Below are 20,074 nucleotides of genomic sequence, written 5' to 3'. Positions count from 1 at the left end.
TCCGGGAAGGACCCCGCCGCTAGAACGTGCCCAGCTTCACGATCGACAGCAGGGCGATCAGCTGGATCGCCGAGGCGCCCAGGGCCTTCGGCCAGGGCAGGTCGTGGGACTTGGAGACCATCAGGGTGAGGAGGGCGCCGGCCGCCACCCAGGTGGCCCAGCCGAGGAGCTGGACGAAGCCCGCGTCGCCGCCGAAGAACATGGCCACGATCAGGCGGGGGGCGTCCGTGAGGGACATGATCAGCATGGAGAGGCCGACCGTGGGCTGCCAGGCGCCGTCGCCGCCGAGCTGGCGGGCCAGGGCGTGGGTGACGACACCCAGCACGAAGGCGGACAGGACCATGGCGACGGCGGTCGTCAGGACGATCGGGACCGCGTTCGAGAGGGTCGCGTTGATCGCGTCCTTGCGGGCCTCCTCGAAACCGAAGACCGCGAGCAGGCCGTAGAGGAACGTCACGATGAGGGCGGGGCCCCACATCGCGTAGTCCCGCATCTGGAGGAAGGTCTGCTGGGGGGCGAGGACGATGCCCTTCAGCAGCTCCTTCCAGTGCAGACGGGGGCCCACGGGACCGGCCGGGGCCGAGCCCGCGCGGTAGGTGCCGCCCTGGTTGTAGGGGTCCTCGTCGATCGAGAACGCCTGGGTGCTGCCCGGGTTGTTGGCCGCGTACGGGTCCGGGTGGCCCTGCGGGTGGTGCGGGGCGCCGTCGCCGAAGTACTCCGGCTCGTCGTAGCCCCGGCCGCCGCCCTGGGTCCACTGGCCCGGGTGGGGCTGCGGTGCGGGGGGATAGCCGTACGACGGCGGCCCCTGGGGCGCCTGCTGCTGCCCGTAGGGAGGTTGTTGCGGTCGCGCGTGAGGAGCGCCGTTGTCCCGGCCGCGTCCGATCCTGAATCCAGCCACGTCTTCGAACGTACCTGGTCCCGGAGAGCGGTGTGCGCGGCCGGGTGTTTCGGGGACGGCTTTGCTGCCGAGCTGTGACATCCCTTACGGGAGGTCTCGCCCGTCCCCTACGGGGTTCGGCTACGAAACGCCGAAGTCGAGAACGTGACCGCCGGTTCGGCGCTCACCAGCCCTTTCTTCGTGCCGGGGAACACCGCGACGGTGTCCTTCGTCTCGCTCCGGTACGTCCGCACCGCCAGGTCCGCCCGGCCGTCGCCGTCGAAGTCGCCGACCGCGACCACCCGGGTGGTGCCGGTGGCGGGGGGTTCGACGGTGACCGTCGCCTTGGTGGACGGGCCCGTCGTACGGCCCTGGAAGACGCGCAGGCGCGAGCCGCTGGAGACCAGTTCGCTCAGGCCGTCGCCGTCGAAGTCGGCGGCGTCCAGGACCGAGCCGGGGGAGGCCAGGGAGCCCTTCGCCGCGGTGGGGAGGTCGTAGCGCAGAGACGTTCCGCCCATGGCGCCGACCGCCGCGTCCAGCGCCTTGCCGCGGCCGAAGGCGCCGAGGGCCACGTCGATGCCGGACGGCAGGGCGGTTCCGGTGCGGGTGGGGCCCGCGGGGCCGCCGAGGACCACGGCGGAGGGGCCGGTGCCCTCCGTCGTACGGACGATCAGGTCGTCGTAGCCGTCGCGGTCGACGTCGGCGGCCGGGCCGGTCGGGACCTCACCGGGGGCCTGGAGGGGTGCGCCGGCCGCGCGAGGGGCGCCCTTGCGGGTGAACGGGCCGCGCAGATAGCTGAGATGACCGCCGGTGGCGTGCAGGACGAGGTCCTTGGCGCCGTCGCCGTCGAAGTCGCCGCAGACCGGCTGGTCGGGCCAGTCGTTGCCGGCGCGGGCCACGGCCGGGACGGTGAGGTGGACGGCCCTGCCGCTCAGGCCGGTCGGGGAGCCGAAGAGGATCTGGAGCGGGACGGGGGGTTGGCCCTGGCCGTCGTAGGGCGGGTCGGTGGAGACGACCAGGTCCGTGAAGCCGTCCTTGTCCAGGTCGCAGGTGGCCTCCGCGTCGAACAGGGCGGGGAGTTGGCCGTCGGTGGCCGCGCCCTGCCGGGCCGGGGCGATCAACTGCCGGGTGCCCGGGACGAGTCCGCGCGCGCTGCCGTAGACGATGCCGATGCCGGGGTCGTCGGCGTGGGCCTGCTCCTTGACCAGGTCACCGAGGACGAGGTCGCGATGGCCGTCGCCGTTGAAGTCGTCGGGGGTGCGGCTGCCCTTGCCGTGGGGGACGGGGAGCCGGGCGGGGGCGTCGGCGATCCCCAGCGGGCTGTGGTCCGGGGCCCCGGCCTGTCGGGTGGGCCCGCAGCCGGCCAGGAGGAGGATGCCGCAGAGGGCCGCCGTACCCACAACACCTCTGTACGCGCGCACCGTTCACCCCGTCAGCATCATTGGCAACGGGGTCAATCATGCACACGTTCGAGGCGGGGACGACAGTCCTGGGCGGGTGCCTGCCGTGCGGGGGGAGTGGTCCTCCTCGCCGCACGGGGAACTCGGCGTGCGGAGAGCGCCCCGGGAGGATCACATCGGGAACTCGGTCGGTCTGTCCGTCACGGGAGCGAGCGGGGCGGCCGGTCGCCACCGGATCCACTGCGCGGCGAGAAGCAGCAGGTAGTACGGGTTGAGGAAGAGGTAGCGCCGCCACAGCCGACGGGGTTCCAGCGCCAGCCGCCCCAGCCACTCCCAGCCGTGCTTCTGCATCCACACGGGAGGCCGGCGCAGCATCCCGGCGTGGAAGTCGAACGCGGCACCGACCGCGAGCAGCGGCATCGGCAGCAGCGGACGCATCGCGTGCACGAAGACCTCCTGCCGCGGACAGCCGAGCCCGACCAGGACGATCCGCGCCCCGGACCCGGTGATCCGGGCGGCGAGCTCCGCGTCCTCACCAGGGCGGGCCGTGCGGAACCTGGAGGCCTCGCGACCGGCGATCTTCAGGGCGGGGAGCGCGTTCTGCAGGTTCAGGGCCAGTCGGCCGAGCGTCTCCTCCGTCGAGCCGTACAGGTACACCGGGAGGCCCTCGTCGGCGGCCGCGCGCAGCACCCGCTCCGTCAGGACCGGCCCGCACACCCGGTCGGTGAGCCCCGCGCCGTGCAGCAGGTTCAGTGCCCAGCGCACCGGCTGACCGTCGGGGGTCACCAGGTCGTAGGAGTTGAGCCGGGCGCCGTGCCCCCGGTCCAGCACGCCGGTCATCACCCCGTGGACGGCCAGCGCGGTGACCGCGAACGGGCGGCGGTTCCTGGCGGCGGCCAGCACGGCGTCCACCGCCTGCTCGTAGGTCGTCACGTCGACGAGGACGCCGAGAACACTCCTCTTCACCGCGCCGGGACCCACCTGTCCGCGTTGGCCTCGTGGATCTCGTTCATGATCAGGGGCACGTCGTACGTCAACCGCCACTCGGGATAGTGCTGTTCGAACCGGGCGTTGCAGCTGATCCACCAGATGTGGTCGCCGGCCCGGGCCACGTCCACGTGCTCGACGGTCATCGCGTTCCCGGAGATCCTCTCGGCCAGCGCGATCGCCTCCAGGTTGGAGACGTTGGAGTGCCGGCCACCGCCCAGGTTGTAGACCTCGCCGCTGCGAGGCGCGCGGAAGAACGCCTCGAACGCGGCCACCACGTCGTGGCTGTGGATGGCGTCCCGCACCTGTTTGCCCTTGTGCCCGATCAGCCGGTACGTGCGCCGTTCCATGGCGCAGCGCATCACGTAGGCGAGGAAGCCGTGCAGTTCGGTGGCGGAGTGGCCGGGGCCGGTGAGCGTGCCGCCGCGGAAGCAGGCCGTCCTGAGCCCGAAGTAGCGCCCGTACTCCTGGACCATGACGTCGGCGGCCACCTTCGACGCGCCGAAGACCGAGTGCAGACAGGCGTCGATGGACATCTCCTCGGTGATGCCCGCGCGGTAGCGGTGGCCCGGGGCGATCTCCCAGCGGGTCTCCTCCTCCACCATCGGCAGGGAGTTGGGGCGGTCGCCGTAGACCTTGTTGGTCGAGCAGTGGATCAGCGGGGCGTCGGCGCAGTGCTCGCGGACGTTCTGCAGGACGTTGAGCGTTCCCCCGGCGTTGATGTCGAAGTCCGTGTACGGATCGCGGGCTGCCCAGTCGTGGGACGGCTGGGCCGCGGTGTGGATGACGACGGCGATGTCCCGGCCGTACTTGCGGAACACGGCCGCCAGGGCGTCCCGGTCGCGGATGTCGACGTCCTGGTGGGTGTAGGACCTGCCGAGGTCGGCGGAGAGCCGGGCCACGTTCCACGCGGTGGACGCCTCCGGCCCGAAGAACCGGGCGCGCATGTCGTTGTCGACGCCGACCACGTCGAGGCCCAGGCCTGCGAAGTGCCGTGCCGCCTCCGACCCGATGAGACCGGCTGAGCCGGTCACCACTGCGACGCTCAAACCAACACCTCCTGAGGAGAGCTGACAAGGGTTTCCGGGTGTGCTTCCCGCCGGAGACGGGCCCGTCGTGCCCGGTCGCCCCCGAGGAGGATTCCGGCCGCCCAGAAGAAGGGGGTGGCGCCGAAGGGCGATTCGAGGATCACGCCCAGCAGGGCTGCGATGAGCAGGGAGATCACCAGCAGCACGCACAGCGACGTCAGTTCGTCCGGCGGGCCGCCGCGGACGATCCGGAGCGTGACGGTCAGGAGCCTGACGAGGAGGGCGACGACGAGGGCGAGTCCGGCGATGCCCAGCCGGGCGAAGCAGGTGACCAGGTAGTTGTGGGGGGAGCGCACGCCGATGCCCCGGCCGATGGGAAGGTCGCCGTTGGACAGCTGGAGGAAGTCCGGTCCGAAGCCGACGCCGATCGTCGTGCGTTCGGGGTCGTCCAGCGTGTACCTCACGACCTGTTGCCATGCGATCAGGCGTGCGCGCTTGGTGCCTTGAGCGTTCTCCACGATCTCCGAGGAGGACGCCGACGTGGCGTTGAGCGCGAGGAGACGCTGACCGGCCGGTGACATGGGCAGTACCACCGCCACGGCGAGGACGGCGGTCGCTCCCAGCAGCACGGCGCGGGCGGTGAGCCGGCCGTTGCCGCCCGCACGGAACACGACGGCCAGGAGGACGCAGGCGGCGCAGGAGAGCAGACCGGCCCTGTTGACCTGGGCCAGGCCGGTGACGAGCGCCATGATCGCCACCGACCCGTGCAACCAGACCCGTCCCCGTCGGATCCGCAGGATCGACAGGCCGGCCAGCACACCGAGCACCGCCACGTCGAAATCGGTGCGGATCTCGAAGACGCGCGTGTTGCCCACCTCGGGCAGGGTCGCGACGAACCGCGGTGCGAGCGTCGCCACGACCATCCACGCGAGGTGCAGCAGCAGTCCGCCGTGGATCATCCGGACGGTTCGCCGTCTGCCCGCCTCGCCCACCCTCTGGTACGCGCTCGCGGACAGATAGGCGATCGCGGCGTAGGCGAACGGCGCCGCGTCACGGGCGGCCGTCCGCAGGTCGTCCTCGGTGCCCAGCAGCCGCAGCGCGGTGAGGATCAGCAGCAGCCCGACCAGGATCCCCGGGCCGTACACGCGAGCGGGGCGCTTCCCGGACAGCGCTCTCAAGGTGACGGCGTGCAGGAAGGCAGCACCCAGCAGGAGGTCACCGATGTACAGCGGGCCCACCCTCATGTGGGAGATCCAGCGGCCCCCGGTCAGCAGAACGGCGACCACCACCACACCGGTGATGAGACGGTGATCGTTCCCGGGTTCCCGGTCCGATGACGCCATGTGCACCCTCGTCCCCTACGCGAGCGCCGTGGCGCGGTCCCCGGCGATGCGGGTCGCCTCCTCGTACACCCCGGCGATGCGGGCGAGCCAGGCCCGCTCGGTGTAGCGGTCGGTGTACACCTGCCGGCAGTGGGCGCGCAGCGACGGGAAGCGGTCGGCCGCCTCTGCCAGGACCGGGGCGAGCGGCTGGTCCCACCGGGTGACCAGGCCGGTGCCGTGTTCCCGTACCGCCTCGGCCACCGAAGAGCCTTCGAACGCCAGCGTCGGCAGCCCGGCCGCCAGCGCCTCGACCTGCACGCACGGCTGGACCTCGTACCAGCGGCTGGGGAAGACCAGGCCGCGGTAGGCGGGCATCCGACGGCACAGTTCGGCGCGGTCGAGCCGGCCCAGGAACCGGACGGAGGCAGGAGCGGCGGCCCGGCACTCGGCGAGGAGCTCGCCGTCGCCGAACACGTCCAGCGGTGCGTCGGCCGGCCACTGGCGCAGCAGTTCCAGGACGCCCTTCTCGGGCGACAGGCGCGCGGCGACGAGCCAGCGACCCGTGTCGTCCGGTGACTCATCGGACACCGGCGCGTCGACGAAGTTGGGCACGAGGGACAGGCGCCGGGCGGGTACGCCGGCCTGTCGGTACGTCTCCTCGCTCAGCCGGGAGTTCACCACCAGCCGGTCGGCGCGGGCCAGCAGGGGGTCCCCCGCGGGGCCGTGCCGTCCGGCCCAGGCCAGCGGCAGGGTGGCGGCCCGGGAACCGCGGTAGCAGCCGAAGCGCAGGGCCGCCCACGGGTCGCCGCCCGGGCAGCGGGTGCAGACGGCCCCCGCGCGGTAGAGCGTCGCGGCGGCGCACATGGGGCGGTAGTTGTGCAGGGTCGCGACGAGCGGGCCGGCCCACTGCCGGACCCACGAGCGGCCGAAGTTCGGGAACAGGTTGTGGACGTGTACGAGGTCGGGGGCGAAGTCGCGCAGGCGCGCGAGCGGGTTGTTGCCCCGGCCGGACGCCACGCGTGCCGCCGCCCGCAGCGGGTAGAGCGGGTCCCGGGCCAGTTCGTCGGTGTGCGCGGCGAACAGCTCCACGGTGTGGCCGGCCGTGCCCAGCGCCCGCACCTGGTCCTGTACGAGTGCGTTCTCCCCGCTGGGTTTCCCGGCGGTGTAGAAGCTGTGTACTACCGCGATTCTCATACAGAGCGCCTTCGGTCGTCGTCAGCGGAGCCCGCACGCGCTTCGGGCAAGAGCCAAACTCGCTCAACAGGTGAGCGGTATCGGTGCTTTGGGGAGGCGGTCCCGGCAAGCCCACCCGTATGGCGGAGCCCGGCCACCGCTGCGGCCGCGACCCGCACCTGAGTCGGCCCCCGTGCCCGGATGCTGCTTATCGGGTGATCGCTCCGCGCGGACGAGCGTCGTCACCGGGTCCGTGGCGCACACGTCGGCGACACTCGGTGGCGTCCTCGGAGACGGCTGGAGTGGGTGACCTTGACTGTTCGGGGAGACGTACCTTATGTACCCCTGCCGGGGCGCGCGCCGGAGCAGTTCGACCGGGAGCCGGCCCGCCACGGGCGAAGACGCCTGAGCAAACCCGCCTGGTACCAGCCGATCGCGGTGGCCGCCGACGTGGTGGGAGCGGGCGTGCCCGCCTACGCCGCCTTCCGCCTGGCCGGCGAGGTGCTCGCGCTGTGGTCCGCGGCGGTCGCGGCGCTGGCGTGGGTGTGCGTACGGGCCTCACGCGGCCGCTACACCTGGCGTGACCTCGGGGAGCGGGGCCCCGATCCCGTACTGCGGGACTGGCTGATCCTGGTGGGGCTGCTCGTGCTGGCGAGAGCGGCGACCGGCGTGGAACCTCCGCGCCAGGTCGCGCTGGCCGGCCTGGTCGCCTGCCTCCCGGTCACGCTGATCTGCCGACGGCTCACGCACCGGCATCTACGGGCCCGGCGCCGGTCCGGACGGGCTGTACGCCGGGCCCTGGTGATCGGGGAGACGGACGCGCTCGACGCTCTGGCCCAGCATCTGGCGCGGCGCACCGATCACGAGTTCATCCTGGTCGGGGCGTGTGTGATCGGCGACGGGGCCCCCGGCGCGGTGTCTGCGGTCGTGGCACGGCTGAACGCGTCGGCGCCGGAGCGGCCCTCCGACGACTCCCTGCCCGTGCTGACCGCGGCCCGGAGACTGGACGTGGACCTGGTCCTCGTCGTGTCCGGGCCGAGCATGGCGGGCGAGCGGTTGCGCCGACTGTCCTGGGCCGTCCACGAGTACGGTCGTCCGCTCGTCGTCGTGCCCGGCGTGACCGAGGTGGCCCAACGCCGGGTCAGTGTCTCGTCCGTGGCGGGCCTGACGATGCTGCACGTCGCCCCTCCCGTGCGCCGCGGCGCGGCCGCGCTGCTGAAGGAGGTGACGGACCGGGTGGGCGCTGCTGTGCTGCTCGTGCTGCTGGCCCCGGTGTTCCTCGCCGTGGCGATCGCCGTACGGCTGGATTCACCGGGTACGGTCCTGCACCGCCAGCTCCGCGTCGGACAGGGCGGCCGTCCGTTCAGCATGGCGAAGTTCCGCACCATGGTCGCCGACGCCGAGCGGCTCAGGCACGAGCTCGCCAGGACCAACGAGCACGACGGGCTGATGTTCAAGATGCGCAGCGATCCCCGGATCACGCGGGTCGGCCGGGTGCTGCGGCGCTCGTCGCTGGACGAACTCCCCCAGCTGTTCAACGTGTTGCGCGGGCACATGTCCCTGGTGGGGCCGAGGCCGCCGCTGCCCGACGAGGTGGCGAAGTACAACGAGGTGGAGCTGCGACGGCTGAGCGTCAAACCGGGGCTCACCGGTCTGTGGCAGGTCAGCGGGCGCTCCAACCTGTCCTGGGACGAGACGATCGCCCTGGATCTGCGCTACGTCGACAACTGGTCTCCCACCGTCGATCTCGGCATCCTCGGCCGGACGCTGCGAGCCGTCGTCGAGGGCAACGGCGCCTACTGAGCGCGCGCGCCGGCTCGCCACAGCGCGGCCGGCAGCAAGCCCCGCTCCCGGGCGACTCGCACACCGTGCAGACCCGCCCCGTACCGCGCACAGCACAGCGCCAGCACGGCCGCCGCCGCCAGCTTGGCCGCGAGGACCACCGGCCCGGGGCAGCTGTCCGCGAGTGCCTGCTGAACGGACCACAGGGCGCACCAGATCAGGCCGGAGAGCGCGACGGCCTGGGCGTACCCCTGGGTGACAGGCCGGCGGGTGGAGGGGAAGAGCCGGTTCAACCACAAGGAGAACAGGGTCTGTTTGGTGAGCTGGCTCACCAGCAGGGCCGCCAGAAGTCCGTGGACGCCGAACCCCAGGTACAGGGCGACGGCCATGCCGGCGACGAGAACCGCCAGTTGCACCAGATGGATGACCACCTTGGGTCCCACCGAGCCGATGGCCTCCACGAGCGTGCCCGAGAACTGTGCGACCAGACCGAGCACGCCGACCAGGCCCAGGATCGGGACCAGCTCCGCGCTGCCCCGCCACTGAGCGCCGAGCAGCAGGGCCACCAACTGGTCGCCGCTCGCGCCGATCACCGCCCACAGGGAGAAGAGGACGAGCGCGGTCAGGGACGTGGAGTCGGCGTAGAACGCGGCGAGCCGACCGGTCTCGCCCTGGATGCGGCTGAGGGCCGGCAGGAGCACCTTGCTCGCCGCCTGCTGGATCTGCTGCAGCGGGTAGGACGCCAGCAGAGCGGCGCGGTCGTAGAGCCCGGCGGTGGCGACCTCCAGGTAGCGGCCTATGGCCAGCTTGGGCAGATCGCTGGTGAGGTACTCCAGGAAGCCGTTGACGGAGACCTTTCCGCCGAAGCGCATCACGTCCCGCATGGCCCGCACGTCGAACAGCGGATGGAGCGGGTGCCGGACCAGGAGGTAGGACAGCAGACTCTGCATCAGGTTCCAGCCGAGCGTGCCGTAGACCAGGCTCCACACGCTCGCGCCGAGAAGGGCGGACGAGAGGGAGACCACGCAGTAGCCGACGACGAAGGAGCAGAAGTCGGTGCAGGCGACCGCCCGGTAGCGCATGCTGCGGCTCAGCATTCCCGTGGCGGGGGCGCCCAGGGCTGCGATCAGCAGACACAGGGCCAGCGCCCGGATCATGCCGGTCAGTTCCGATGGACCGCGGACCAGTTCGGTGCCGTACGGCGCGAGGCACCAGACCGCCGCGGAGCAGCCGCCGCCGACGGTGAGGGCCAGGGCGAGGATCACGCGTACGTCGCGCGGGGTGAGGGTGGGGCGCTGGATCACCGCGGAGCTCAGGCCGCCCTGCGCGAAGTGGTGGGCGAACCGCGGCACCACGAAGGCCAGGGCCATCAGGCCGAAGTCCTGAGGGGTGAGCAGCCGGGCCATCACGGCCGCGTACGGGATCTGCACCGCGGCGGAGGCCGCGCCGGCGAGGGAGGTCCAGCGCATTCCCCGGACTGTGGCGGACGTCAGCTGCGTCATGGCGACAGGATCCTCCAGCCGTCGTACCGCGCGGCGAAATGCGCGACGCGCGGTATACGCATTCACACGTGAGAGTGATCGGACTTTTCGAGTTGACGTCTGTGTGCGCCGCCGAGCTCCGCTCGGGTACCGGCCAAACAGTGCATGACCGCCGCCGGGTTCCGCGGCGAGTCAAGAATCCGCTCATATCCTTTTCAATGTTTTTTCAGCATCTCCACCCTCCCTGAATTCATGGAGAAAGCCATGCGTGTTGCCGTGACCGGTGGGGGCGGTTTTCTGGGCTCGCACCTGTGTGAGGCACTGCTGCGACGCGGAGACGCGGTGGTGTGCCTCGACAACCTGAGTACGGGGCGGCCCGAGAACATCGCGCACTTGCGGAAATACCCCGCCTTCGAATTCGTCCATACCGACGTGAGCGTGACCGCGGAAATCCCCGGCACCGTCGACGCGGTCGCCCATCTCGCGAGCCCCGCGTCACCGCCGGACTATCTGCGGCTGCCGTTGCAGACCCTCGCCGTGGGCAGCCGGGGCACCGAGAACGCCCTCGAACTCGCCAGGCGCCACGGCGCCCGGTTCCTGCTCGCCTCCACGAGCGAGGTCTACGGCGATCCGCTGGTCCATCCCCAGGTCGAGGACTACTGGGGGAACGTCAACCCGGTCGGACCGCGCAGCGTGTACGACGAGGCCAAGCGGTATGCCGAGGCCGTCTCCCTCGCCTACCGCCGCACTCACGGCGTCGACGTGGGAATCGTCCGGATCTTCAACACGTACGGTCCGCGCATGCGCCCGCAGGACGGCCGGGTCGTCTCCAGCTTCATCGCCCAGGCCCTCGCCGGGGAACCGCTGACCATCTACGGCGACGGCAAGCAGACCCGCAGCTTCTGCTACGTGAGCGACCTGATCCGCGGGCTGGTCGGGATGCTGGACTCGTCCGAGGCGGGTCCGTTCAATCTCGGGAACCCGGAGGAGTGGCTGGTCGGCGACCTCGCCGAGTTGGTGCTGGACCTCACGGGTTCGGGTTCGCGGATCCAGTACCACCCGCTGCCCACCGACGACCCGGTGCGCCGCCGCCCGGACATCACCCGGATCCGCGAACACCTCGGCTGGCACCCGGAGGTACCGGTCGCGGACGGAGTGCGGCGGACGGTGGAGTGGTTCGCCGGCCGGGCGCACGAGACCGCCGGAGCGTGGTGACCCATGCCCGCCCGCACCACCGTCCTGGTGACCGGCGGCGCCGGATTCATCGGCAGCCACACCTGCGTCGAACTCCTGGACCACGGCTATGACGTGGTCGTCGTCGACGACTACTCCAACAGCGTGCCCGGCGCCCTGGAACGCGTGGCGAAGATCGCCGCCCGCCCGCCGGTCGCCGTCCACGAGATCGACCTGCTCGACCGGCGGGCGCTCTCCCGGGTCCTCGACGAGCACCGCGTCGACGCCGTCATCCACTTCGCCGCGCGGAAGGCCGTCGGCGAGTCCGTGGAGCTGCCCGTCGAGTACTACGACACCAACGTCGGCGGCACCACGGCACTCCTGCACGCCATGCGCGACCACGGAGTGCACCGCCTGGTGTTCTCCTCGTCCTGCTCGATCTACGGCGACGCCACCAAGGTGCCGCTCACCGAGGAGGATCCGGCGCGCCCCACCAACCCCTACGCCGCCTCGAAGTGGCTGTGCGAGCAGGTACTCGCCGACATCTGCCGGCACCTGCCCGGGTTCTCGGTGCTTGCCCTGCGCTACTTCAACCCGGTCGGCGCGCACCCCAGCGGACTGCTCGGCGAAGTACCCCGCAAAGCCGTACCCAACAACGTGATGCCCTACCTCGCCCGGGTCGCCGCCGGCCGCCTCCCGAGGCTCAGCGTCTTCGGCGGCGACTATCCCACCGCCGACGGCACCGGCGTGCGCGACTACATCCATGTGATGGACGTCGCCGAAGGCCACCGGCTCGCACTGGAACACCTCGACGACGCGGTCGGCATGCGGGTCTTCAACCTCGGTACCGGACGGGGGACTTCGGTGCTCGAACTCCTCGCGGCCTTCCAGCGCGCCTGCGGCAGGCCCATCCCGTACGAGATCACCGACCGCCGGCCCGGCGACGTGCCGGCCCTCGTCGCCGACCCCGGCGCCGTGGCCCGGGCCTGGAACTGGAGCACGGCGCGGGATCTCGACGCCATGTGCCGCGACGCATGGCGATTCCAGGAGCTCAACCCGTCCGGCTACCCGAACTGACACAGAAAGCGGCGAGTGAGATGCGACTGACCGTCATCGGAACGGGATACCTCGGCGCCGTGCACGCCGCGTGCATGGCCGACATCGGCCACGAGGTGCTGGGCGTCGACGTCGACGCGGAGAAGATCGCCGCCCTCGCCGAGGGCCGGGTCCCCTTCTTCGAGCCCGGGCTCCAGGAGGTGCTCGGCAGAACCGTCGGATCCGGGCGACTGCGCTTCACCACCTCGCTCGACGAGGCGGCCGACTTCGGCGAGGTGCACTTCGTCTGCGTGAACACCCCGCAGCGCCAGGACTCCCCGGCCTGCGACCTGCGGGCGGTGGACGCCGTCATCGACACGCTGGCGCCCCGGCTGAGCCGCCCCTGCCTGATCGTGGGCAAGTCCACGGTGCCCGCGGGAACGACGGCCCGGCTCACCGCGCGTGTCCAGGAACTGGTCCCGCCGGGCAGCGACGTGGAGGTCGCCTGGAACCCGGAGTTCCTCCGCGAGGGCTTCGCCGTCCAGGACACGCTCCGCCCGGAGCGGCTGGTGGCCGGGGTCCTGTCCGGGCGGGCCGACCAGACCCTGCGCGAGGTGTACGCACCGATGCTGCGGGCCGGCGTGCCCTACATCAGCACGGATCCGGCCACCGCCGAACTGGTGAAGGTCGCCGCGAACTCGTTCCTCGCCACCAAGATCTCGTTCATCAACGCCATGGCCGAGGTCTGTGACGCCACAGGCGCGGATGTCACCACCCTGGCCGACGCCCTCGGGCATGACACCCGCATCGGCCGCCGCTTCCTCTCCGCGGGCCTCGGTTTCGGAGGCGGCTGCCTCCCGAAGGACCTCAGGGCGTTCACGGCCCGCGCCGACGAACTCGGCGTCGGTGGCGCGCTGTCGTTCCTGCGCGAGATCGACGAGATCAACACCCGGCAACGGCGACGCACCGTCGACATCGCCCGGGACATGGTCGGCGGGGAGCTCACCGGCCGCCGTGTCGCCGTCCTCGGTGCCACGTTCAAACCCGACAGCGACGACGTCCGCGACTCCCCGGCCCTGGCCGTCGCGGCCGCGATCCACGGGGAGGGCGCGGAGGTGCGGCTCCACGACCCGGAGGGGATGGACAACGCGCGGGCCGTGCTCCCCGTGCTCGGATATGCCGCCGATGTCACCAAGGCGTGCGAGGGCGCCGATCTCGTGCTGCACCTGACCGAGTGGAGCGACTACCGTCGGATCGACCCGGCCGCCCTCGCCGCCGTGACCCCGGCACGCAGGATCCTCGACGCGCGCAACGCCCTCGATCCGGCGTCCTGGCGCGCGGCCGGCTGGACCCTGCGGGCGCTCGGCCGACCGTTCCCGCCTCCGTTGCCGAACCAGCAGAGCGCCGTCGACCATGTGCCGGCCGTCTGCTCCGCCGAGGTGGGCTGAGCGGCCCGGTCACCGGCTCAACTGTCGCCCACAGCAAGCCTGTTGTGGGCGACGGTCGTCGTACGGCCGGCCGGAAGCCGCATCGCGATGCGGCGGAGCGTGTACGACGGCCGGACGACGAGGGCCGCCGCGCACAGCATGGCCGCCCTGGCATACCGTCGCTCCATCACCGCCAGGCCGGCGTCACGGAACCGGCGCGCCGCGCCGTCCCGTCGCCGCTGCGCCCGCGTGAGGCGGTACGAGGACACGAACGACTCGAGGACGGGCGCGGGCCGCCCTTCGAGCCGGGCCACGGCCCGCTGTTCCACGAAGCGCACGAGCATCATCATCTCGGCGGGCTCACGGGCCGACATGGAGTCGCCGTGCACCCGGTAGGCGCCGAGCGGCCGCATCACCGTGGCGACCCGTCCCGCGAGGGCCAGTCGAGCCATGAGGTCGAGATCGGCGACCGGCGGAAGCGACTCGTCGAACCCTCCCGCGGCCCGCACGGCGTCGGTGCGGGCGATCAGGGAGGAGATCGGGAACGGCATCAGCCCGCCCCGCCGCATGCGCTCCTGGGAGGCGGCGTCCCGCGCGTCCTGACCCGCCCGGCCGAACCGACGGCCGCTCGCCGACAGATACTGGAAGACCGCGCCGACCGCGACGACATCGCGGTCCCGCAGGACGCCCACCTGCTCGGCCAGTTTCTCCGGATACCAGAGGTCGTCGGCGTCGAGGAAAGCCACCGCCTCGCCCCTGGCGAGGGCGAGACCGCGGTTGCGGGCGGCCCCGACTCCGCCGTTCGCGACCCGTTCGACCCGGACCCGCTCGTCGGCGACGCGTTCGGCGATCGCCGCGCCGCCGTCGGTGGACCCGTCGTCCACCACGATGACTTCGAGCTCTCGGTGGGTCTGGGTGAGGACGGAGGCGAGACAGGCGCCGATGTACTTCTCTGTGTTGTACAGAGGGATGATCACTGATACGAGCATGGTTGCCTCTCGGACAGAACGGCGCGATACAGCTCCTCGGCGGTCTCCGCCTTGGCCGCCCAGGTGTGTTTCCGCGCCCACGTCGGCGCGGCCCGCTCCATGCAGCGGCGGATGTGCTGGTCCTCCAGCACGCCGCTCAGCGCGCAGGCGAGGCGCTGGGGCAGATCGGCGGGATCGCCGAGCGGCACCGAGACCGCCCCGCCCGGCGCCGAGAAGTCGCTGATGCCGTGGTGGCCCAGATGGACGACGGGCAGGCCCCGGGCCCACGCCTCCAGAGTCTGGGTGCTGGAGGAGTCCCGCAGGCTCGTCATCAGGAACGCGTCCGCCTCGTCGCAGGCGGCGAAGACCTGCTCCCGGGGCAACAGGCCCCGGAACTCGACGGATTCCCCCACTCCAAGGCGTACCGCGAGCTGTTCCAGGGACGGTCGCAGCGGTCCGTCGCCGAGGATCACAAGGCGCACGCCCGGGATCTCCGATCGCAGATGTGCGATTGCCCGGACGGCCAGCTCGGGGGTTTTGCGCGGGTGCAGTCTGCCGACCCAGAGAACGGTGGGCGGGCGGTCCGGCCCGGTCGGCGGCGCCTCGCCGGGTCGCCGGACGACCGACTCCTGGATGCCGTCGGCCAGCATCAGCCCGGTGGCGGTACGGCTCAGGGCACGGGCCAGTCGTTCGGTGTCCCGGTTGGTGGCCAGCAGCAGTGCGGCATCGCGGAGCGTCGCGCGGCACGAGGGGCGACGGCTGAGACAGCGGACCCACAGCCAGGTCCGCAACGCCTCCTGCCGGTAGGCGGCGCCCAGGTAGCGCCGGTGACTGTGGGGTGCGACCTGGCCACCGCCGACGGGACCGAACACCAGAGGCGGCCCGAGACGGCGCAGGGCGGAGCCGCCCTGGAGGGAGCCGTAGGAGACGTGGTGCACGAGGTCGGCCTTGTCGAGCCCCTGGTCGCGGGCGTACTCCAGAGCGCGGCGCTGCCAGCCGTCGTAGCGCTTGACCTCCGCGGCCATGTCGCTCAGCGGGCCCGGCAGCAGCCGGGTCCACCGGGGCGCCGGGGGTTCCGCGATGATGTGCGGGCGGATGCGCTCGCCCACTTCCCCCAGTTCCTCGATCCGGTGCTTGATGTGGCGCACGTTGTCGGACTCGGGGTGCGTCAGGACCTCCACGGTGTGCCCGCGGCGCGCGAGCGCCTCCGCCCAGCCCCACCCGATGCCCGGTTCGCTGCCGCGGGTCGGGTCGCAGGCGAACGAGACCAGCACGATCCGCAGTCCGCGGGACCGCGGTGCGATTTTCCTATCCATGAACACCTGTCCATCCATGGTGGGGCCCTCGGTCCTTCTCCCGCGAGGCATGTCGGGCATACCGCTCATTTCTCCTATTCTCGGCACGAGATTAAGTGGTGAATGAGAAAAAAGAGGACATATCAAGTCAGGTGAGAGGCGCGCGTTGGACCTTCGTGGATATCTCAAAGTCTTGGCCAGACGCTGGCCGACCGTCCTGATCTGTCTGTTGCTCGGTGTCGGCGCGGCCCAGACCTTCATCGTTCTGAGCACGCCGGTCTACGCGGCTCGCACCCAGCTCTTCGTGGCGACCCGGTCCGGCGCGGACACCTCCGAACTGAACCAGGGCCAGAGCTTCTCCCAGGCGCGGGTGCAGTCGTACGCGGCGATCGTGGCGACCCGTCAGGTGACCGAGCCCGTGGTGCGCGAACTGAAGCTGACGTACACGCCGGAGGAACTCGCCTCGCGGATCACCGCCGAGGCTCCGCTCAACACGGTGCTCATCGACATCACGGTGCGCGACACCGTTCCGACGCGGGCAGCGCGTATCGCCGACGCCGTGGCGAAGCGCTTCGTCGTGGTCGTCGAGCGGCTGGAGTCGCCGAAGGAGGCCATCCCGCCGGCCGGCGGGATCGCCGAGCCCGTCGCCCAGGTCTCGCCCGTCTCCCTCGGCGTAACCGAACAGGCGAGCGTTCCCACCCGTCCGGTCTCGCCGAAGCGGCTGCTCGACCTCGCGGTCGGAGTGTTCGGCGGGCTGCTGCTCGCCGCCGCGCTGGTCGCCCTGCGCGAGGCGCTCGACACCACCGTCAAGACCAGCGAGGCGCTCGGCGAACTCACCTCGCTGCCGGTGCTCGGTCACATCCCGTACGACAGGAGCTCGGTACGGCAGCGGATCGCGATGGACTCCGCCGGCAGCTCCGTGCGTGCCGAGGCCTTCCGGAAGCTGCGGGCCAACCTGCAGTTCGCGCAGGTCGACGACCGGCCGCGGGTGATCGTGGTGACCAGTTCGGTGCCCGGTGAGGGGAAGACCACCACGGCCGTCAACCTGGCGCTCTCGCTCGCCGACGCGGGGCTGCGGACCTGTCTGGTCGACGCCGACCTGCGCCGGCCCTCCGTGGCCGGCACCTTCGGCCTCGTCCAGGACGCCGGACTGACCACGGTGCTCATCGGCCAGGCGCGCGCTGAGGACGTGGCGCAGCAGGCCGGGGGCCGGCTCACCGTGTTGACCAGCGGTGCCGTACCGCCCAACCCGACCGAACTGCTCGCCTCCGACCGGATGCGGGAGGTGCTCCGCGAACTCGCCGGCGTCTTCGACGTGGTCGTCGTGGACAGCGCCCCGCTGCTCCCGGTCGCCGACACGATCGGTCTGGCCCCGCTCGTCGACGGCGTGCTGTTCGTCGTACGGGCCTCCAAGACCGGTCGCGACCAGGTCCGCGGCGCCGCCGAGTCGCTGAGCCGGACGGGTGTGCGCATCCTCGGCACGGTGTTCAGCATGGCCGCCACGTTCAAGGGCAAGGGGTACGGCTACGGGTACGGCTACGGTCCGGCCGAAGTGCCCGTGCCCCGCCCGGCGGTCGGGAGAGCGGGAGCCGTGGATTGCGCCGAGTGGTCTCCCGCGGGCGAGAAATGAGCGGCCCCGTGCACCCGGCGACCACCTTCGAGGTGCTCTTCGTCTGCACCGGCAACCTGCATCGCTCGCCGGTCGCGGAGCGGCTCCTGGCCGCCGCGTTGCCGGAGCCCCGGTTCCGGGTCCGCAGCGCGGGCACCGGGGCCCGGCCGGCCCCGCTGGACGAGGTGACGCGGGCCCTGATCGACGAACTCGGCGGTGACGCGCGGGAGTTCACCGCACGGCGGCTGGACGCCGGGCAGATCGCGGGCGCGGACCTGGTGCTCGGCCTTGAGCGCTGCCACCGGGAGACCGCGGTGCGGCTCCACCCGGTGGCGTTGCGCCGCTGTTTCACCCTCCGGGAGTTCGTCCGGCTCCTCGACGGGGCGGGGACCAGTCCCGGCACGCCGCACGAGGCGGTCCGGCTGGCGGCGTCCCGGCGGGGCCAGGTGATCCCCCCGCCGGACGAGTCGGACGGCATCCCCGACCCGTACGGCGCCGCCCCCGCCGTACACCGGGCACGGGCCCTGGAAGTCCGCGCCGCCGTCCTCGCACTGGCCGGGATCCTGACACCGGGCTCCTCCGGTTCACCGTCGGCGGCGACCAGCTCCGCCGCCGGCTCGGCCTGAACGAGCGGTGGGGCGCACCCCTGTCACAGGGTGCGCCCCACACGGAGACGGCTCCGCACGGACACGGCTTCGGTCACTCACCCGTCGCACGGCTTCCCACGGTCCACCCTGACCTGTGTCGGCGTCACCAGCGTCTGCCGCAGTACCGTCGGATCGCCTTCCGCATCCGGCTCGTCAAGGTGCAGCACCAGGGTGCGACTTGACTGACGGGGCAGTTCCAGATCGAGGGTGAACGTCGGGTGGCCCCGTTCGGTGCCGGGGATCGGGCGGATCGGGTGCCCGTCCAGGGTCGCCCCCGTCAGACGCGCTCCCGCTCCGGCGTAGTAGGTCGCGATCACCCGGTTGTCGCCCGGGCGGGTCGGGTAGGACGGGAAGTCGACCCGCTGGGTGACGTACTCGGGCAGGCCCGAGACCGGTGCCCGGTTGGTGAAGGTCATGGTCGCCGTGACCGCGCGGCCGGTGTCCGTACAGGCCCCGGGCGTCCAGACGAGGCGGCGGTCCAGGTAGTAGTCGAGTTTGGTGCCCGCCGCGTTGTTCACCACGAGCCCCGCGAAGGGACCGGGGACGTCGGGCAGGACGCCGGAGAACGGCCGTGACTCCAGCAGCCGTTGCTCGCCCGCGTGCGCGCTCCACACCTGGAGCCGGCCCGCCCGCTGCACGTCGCGCAGGGCACTGAGCAGCGCGGGGATCCGGCTGGTGTCGTCGACCGCGGACATCAGGCGTCCGGCGGCGGCACGCGCGGCCTCCACGAAGTACGCCTTGCGCCGGGCGACGTCGTCGAACTTCGCGTAGGCGACCCGCTCGGTGACGTCGACGGCGTTGTCCGCGGTGAGTTCGGTGCCGTCGGGCAGCCGGGCCGGGCCGCTGGCGCGCAGCAGCAGGCCGAGCGCACCGGGATCGATGGCGAAGGCGCCGTCCAGCCGCTGGCCGCTCTGGTCCTGCCAGAAGCCGGTCCAGATCCGGGCCGCGTACGGGAAGTGCGGGCTCATGTTGGAGTTGGCCCACACGCTCGCGGGCTGGTTGTTGCCGTACCCGGCGGCGAACTCGGCCCCCAGGTCCACGGCCGCCCGGCCGCTCATCTCCGTGTTGTTGCCGAAGTGCTCGAACGTCAGCCGCCCCCGTTCCGCCCGCAGCACCGCGAAGGCGCCCGGCAGACCGCCCGTGCCGCGGGCCTCGGCGGTGTTCTGGAAGGCGAGGAAGTAGCGCCGCGGACCGTGTGCCCCGAGCATCGACGGCACCACCCGTGCCGCGACGGCGGCGTCGCCGGTCTGCGGGGCGAGCCGGTCGAGCTGATCCGTCAGCTGGGCGCGGGCGCGGTCGACGGGCGGCAGCCAGGTGGAGCCGGGCAGACGGCGGGCCGCTTCCCGCACCTCGGCCGCGACCTGCGCGGCGCGCGTGAACGCGGGTGCCTGCCCTTCCAGTTCGGTCAGGACGTGCGGGATGCCGCCGGTGTGCGCGCTCGCCGTCAGCCGGGGGACCGCTCGGGTCAGCGGCGGCAGGACGTCGGCGGTCAGCCGGTCCGACAGCTCGGCGATGCCGCGCACGGTCTCCAGGGGGCCGCCCACGAAGGGCAGATGGGCGGCGGTGTACCAGGCGGGCCCGGTGGTGAGGTCGTGGGCTCGTGCCGCGTGCGCGGCCGCGGAACGCGCCAGCCGCTCCTGATCGGCCTCCGCAGGAGGCCCCGCGGACGAGCCCGCGGACGAGCCCGCCGATGACCCCTCCGACCCGCCCACGGAGGAGCCCGCCGACGGGCCCGCGGTGGTGGCGGGGACCGTGGCCGCCGAGACCGACGCCTTGAGCGCGTTCAGGTCCCCCTGTGCAGCCAGGAGCTCGGTCCGCGCCAGCACCCCGGTCACCCCGATCCAGGCGGCCGCCGCCGCTGGGACAGCGG

General features: G+C 72.1%; 17 protein-coding genes. 6 read left to right on the top strand and 11 right to left on the bottom strand.

What is annotated here, in order from left to right:
* Positions 1-19: 19 nt before the first annotated feature.
* From ACFULQ_RS43135 to ACFULQ_RS43110, 6 genes are all read right to left on the bottom strand, one after another.
* A complete protein-coding gene (locus ACFULQ_RS43135; RefSeq protein ID WP_383555566.1) occupies positions 20-979 on the bottom strand; it encodes a YIP1 family protein in 960 nt (319 codons plus the stop codon).
* Between the two features lie 26 nt (positions 980-1,005).
* Positions 1,006-2,277 carry an FG-GAP repeat domain-containing protein gene (locus ACFULQ_RS43130; RefSeq protein ID WP_383555563.1) on the bottom strand — a complete coding sequence of 424 codons (1,272 nt, stop codon included), beginning with the start codon at positions 2,275-2,277 and terminating at the stop codon, positions 1,006-1,008.
* A 171-nt stretch (positions 2,278-2,448) separates the two neighbouring features.
* Complete coding sequence (locus ACFULQ_RS43125; protein ID WP_383555560.1) at positions 2,449-3,243, bottom strand: WecB/TagA/CpsF family glycosyltransferase; 795 nt, start codon at positions 3,241-3,243, stop codon at positions 2,449-2,451.
* Positions 3,240-4,313: an NAD-dependent epimerase/dehydratase family protein gene (locus ACFULQ_RS43120; RefSeq protein ID WP_383555557.1), complete on the bottom strand. Its 1,074-nt coding sequence runs from the start codon at positions 4,311-4,313 to the stop codon at positions 3,240-3,242. The genes ACFULQ_RS43125 and ACFULQ_RS43120 overlap by 4 nt, the downstream gene beginning before the upstream one ends.
* The gene (locus tag ACFULQ_RS43115; protein WP_383555554.1) at positions 4,310-5,635 is read right to left on the bottom strand and encodes an O-antigen ligase family protein; all 1,326 of its coding nucleotides are present in this window, start codon (positions 5,633-5,635) and stop codon (positions 4,310-4,312) included. Before ACFULQ_RS43115 ends, ACFULQ_RS43120 begins: the two co-directional genes overlap by 4 nt.
* A 15-nt stretch (positions 5,636-5,650) precedes the next feature.
* A complete protein-coding gene (locus tag ACFULQ_RS43110; RefSeq protein WP_383555552.1) occupies positions 5,651-6,808 on the bottom strand; it encodes a glycosyltransferase family 4 protein in 1,158 nt (385 codons plus the stop codon).
* A gap of 417 nt (positions 6,809-7,225) precedes the next feature.
* On the opposite strand from ACFULQ_RS43110, the gene ACFULQ_RS43105 reads away from it, so the two are divergent.
* On the top strand, positions 7,226-8,590 hold the full coding sequence (locus ACFULQ_RS43105; RefSeq protein WP_383555550.1) for a sugar transferase: 1,365 nt from the start codon (positions 7,226-7,228) through the stop codon (positions 8,588-8,590).
* On the opposite strand, the gene ACFULQ_RS43100 is transcribed toward ACFULQ_RS43105, so the two are convergent.
* Positions 8,584-10,071 carry an oligosaccharide flippase family protein gene (locus ACFULQ_RS43100; RefSeq protein ID WP_383555547.1) on the bottom strand — a complete coding sequence of 496 codons (1,488 nt, stop codon included), beginning with the start codon at positions 10,069-10,071 and terminating at the stop codon, positions 8,584-8,586. The genes ACFULQ_RS43105 and ACFULQ_RS43100 overlap by 7 nt on opposite strands.
* 183 nt (positions 10,072-10,254) lie before the next feature.
* Positions 10,255-10,476 (bottom strand): hypothetical protein, encoded by a 222-nt coding sequence (locus ACFULQ_RS43095; protein ID WP_383555571.1) that lies wholly within the window; start codon positions 10,474-10,476, stop codon positions 10,255-10,257.
* Here ACFULQ_RS43095 and ACFULQ_RS43090 point away from each other — a divergent pair.
* Genes ACFULQ_RS43090 through ACFULQ_RS43080 form a run of 3 tightly spaced genes read left to right on the top strand, consistent with a single transcriptional unit; the run spans position 10,372 to position 13,706 of the window.
* Positions 10,372-11,265 carry a UDP-glucuronic acid decarboxylase family protein gene (locus ACFULQ_RS43090; protein ID WP_383555568.1) on the top strand — a complete coding sequence of 298 codons (894 nt, stop codon included), beginning with the start codon at positions 10,372-10,374 and terminating at the stop codon, positions 11,263-11,265. The two genes, ACFULQ_RS43095 and ACFULQ_RS43090, sit on opposite strands and share 105 nt — an antisense overlap.
* A gap of 3 nt (positions 11,266-11,268) precedes the next feature.
* Positions 11,269-12,300 (top strand): UDP-glucose 4-epimerase GalE, encoded by a 1,032-nt coding sequence (gene galE, locus ACFULQ_RS43085; protein WP_383555545.1) that lies wholly within the window; start codon positions 11,269-11,271, stop codon positions 12,298-12,300.
* Between the two features lie 20 nt (positions 12,301-12,320).
* Positions 12,321-13,706: a UDP-glucose dehydrogenase family protein gene (locus ACFULQ_RS43080; protein WP_383555542.1), complete on the top strand. Its 1,386-nt coding sequence runs from the start codon at positions 12,321-12,323 to the stop codon at positions 13,704-13,706.
* Positions 13,707-13,723: 17 nt separating this feature from the next.
* Here the strand turns inward: ACFULQ_RS43080 and ACFULQ_RS43075 are convergent, their stop codons facing one another.
* Both ACFULQ_RS43075 and ACFULQ_RS43070 read right to left on the bottom strand, forming a co-directional pair.
* Positions 13,724-14,662 carry a glycosyltransferase gene (locus tag ACFULQ_RS43075; protein ID WP_383555540.1) on the bottom strand — a complete coding sequence of 313 codons (939 nt, stop codon included), beginning with the start codon at positions 14,660-14,662 and terminating at the stop codon, positions 13,724-13,726.
* A complete protein-coding gene (locus ACFULQ_RS43070; RefSeq protein ID WP_383555537.1) occupies positions 14,659-15,969 on the bottom strand; it encodes a glycosyltransferase family 4 protein in 1,311 nt (436 codons plus the stop codon). Before ACFULQ_RS43070 ends, ACFULQ_RS43075 begins: the two co-directional genes overlap by 4 nt.
* A gap of 145 nt (positions 15,970-16,114) precedes the next feature.
* Between ACFULQ_RS43070 and ACFULQ_RS43065 the strand changes: the two genes are divergently transcribed.
* Positions 16,115-17,578, top strand: coding sequence for a polysaccharide biosynthesis tyrosine autokinase (locus tag ACFULQ_RS43065; RefSeq protein ID WP_383555534.1), 1,464 nt, complete (start codon positions 16,115-16,117; stop codon positions 17,576-17,578).
* A gap of 8 nt (positions 17,579-17,586) precedes the next feature.
* Complete coding sequence (locus ACFULQ_RS43060) at positions 17,587-18,183, top strand: low molecular weight phosphatase family protein (protein ID WP_383555531.1); 597 nt, start codon at positions 17,587-17,589, stop codon at positions 18,181-18,183.
* 77 nt (positions 18,184-18,260) lie between these two features.
* On the opposite strand, the gene ACFULQ_RS43055 is transcribed toward ACFULQ_RS43060, so the two are convergent.
* Positions 18,261-20,074, bottom strand: a 1,814-nt coding sequence (locus ACFULQ_RS43055) for a DUF4012 domain-containing protein (RefSeq protein WP_383555529.1), incomplete at its 5' end; no start/stop codon positions are given.

Source organism: Streptomyces sp. NPDC057253, from assembly GCF_042669125.1.
Lineage (GTDB): Bacteria > Actinomycetota > Actinomycetes > Streptomycetales > Streptomycetaceae > Streptomyces.
Note: the sequence above shows the minus strand (reverse complement) of the source record. Positions and strands in the feature narration are given on the sequence as shown.

Bases quoted from the DNA above. Each gene is read 5' to 3' on its own strand.
- ACFULQ_RS43110 (WP_383555552.1), bottom strand. From the start codon at position 6,808: ATGAGAATCGCGGTAGTACACAGCTTCTACACCGCCGGGAAACCCAGC.
- ACFULQ_RS43070 (WP_383555537.1), bottom strand. From the start codon at position 15,969: ATGGATAGGAAAATCGCACCGCGGTCCCGCGGACTGCGGATCGTGCTG.
- ACFULQ_RS43080 (WP_383555542.1), top strand. From the start codon at position 12,321: ATGCGACTGACCGTCATCGGAACGGGATACCTCGGCGCCGTGCACGCC.
- ACFULQ_RS43115 (WP_383555554.1), bottom strand. From the start codon at position 5,635: ATGGCGTCATCGGACCGGGAACCCGGGAACGATCACCGTCTCATCACC.
- ACFULQ_RS43095 (WP_383555571.1), bottom strand. From the start codon at position 10,476: ATGGACGAATTCGAAGGCGGGGTATTTCCGCAAGTGCGCGATGTTCTC.
- ACFULQ_RS43135 (WP_383555566.1), bottom strand. From the start codon at position 979: ATGTCACAGCTCGGCAGCAAAGCCGTCCCCGAAACACCCGGCCGCGCA.
- ACFULQ_RS43100 (WP_383555547.1), bottom strand. From the start codon at position 10,071: ATGACGCAGCTGACGTCCGCCACAGTCCGGGGAATGCGCTGGACCTCC.
- galE (WP_383555545.1), top strand. From the start codon at position 11,269: ATGCCCGCCCGCACCACCGTCCTGGTGACCGGCGGCGCCGGATTCATC.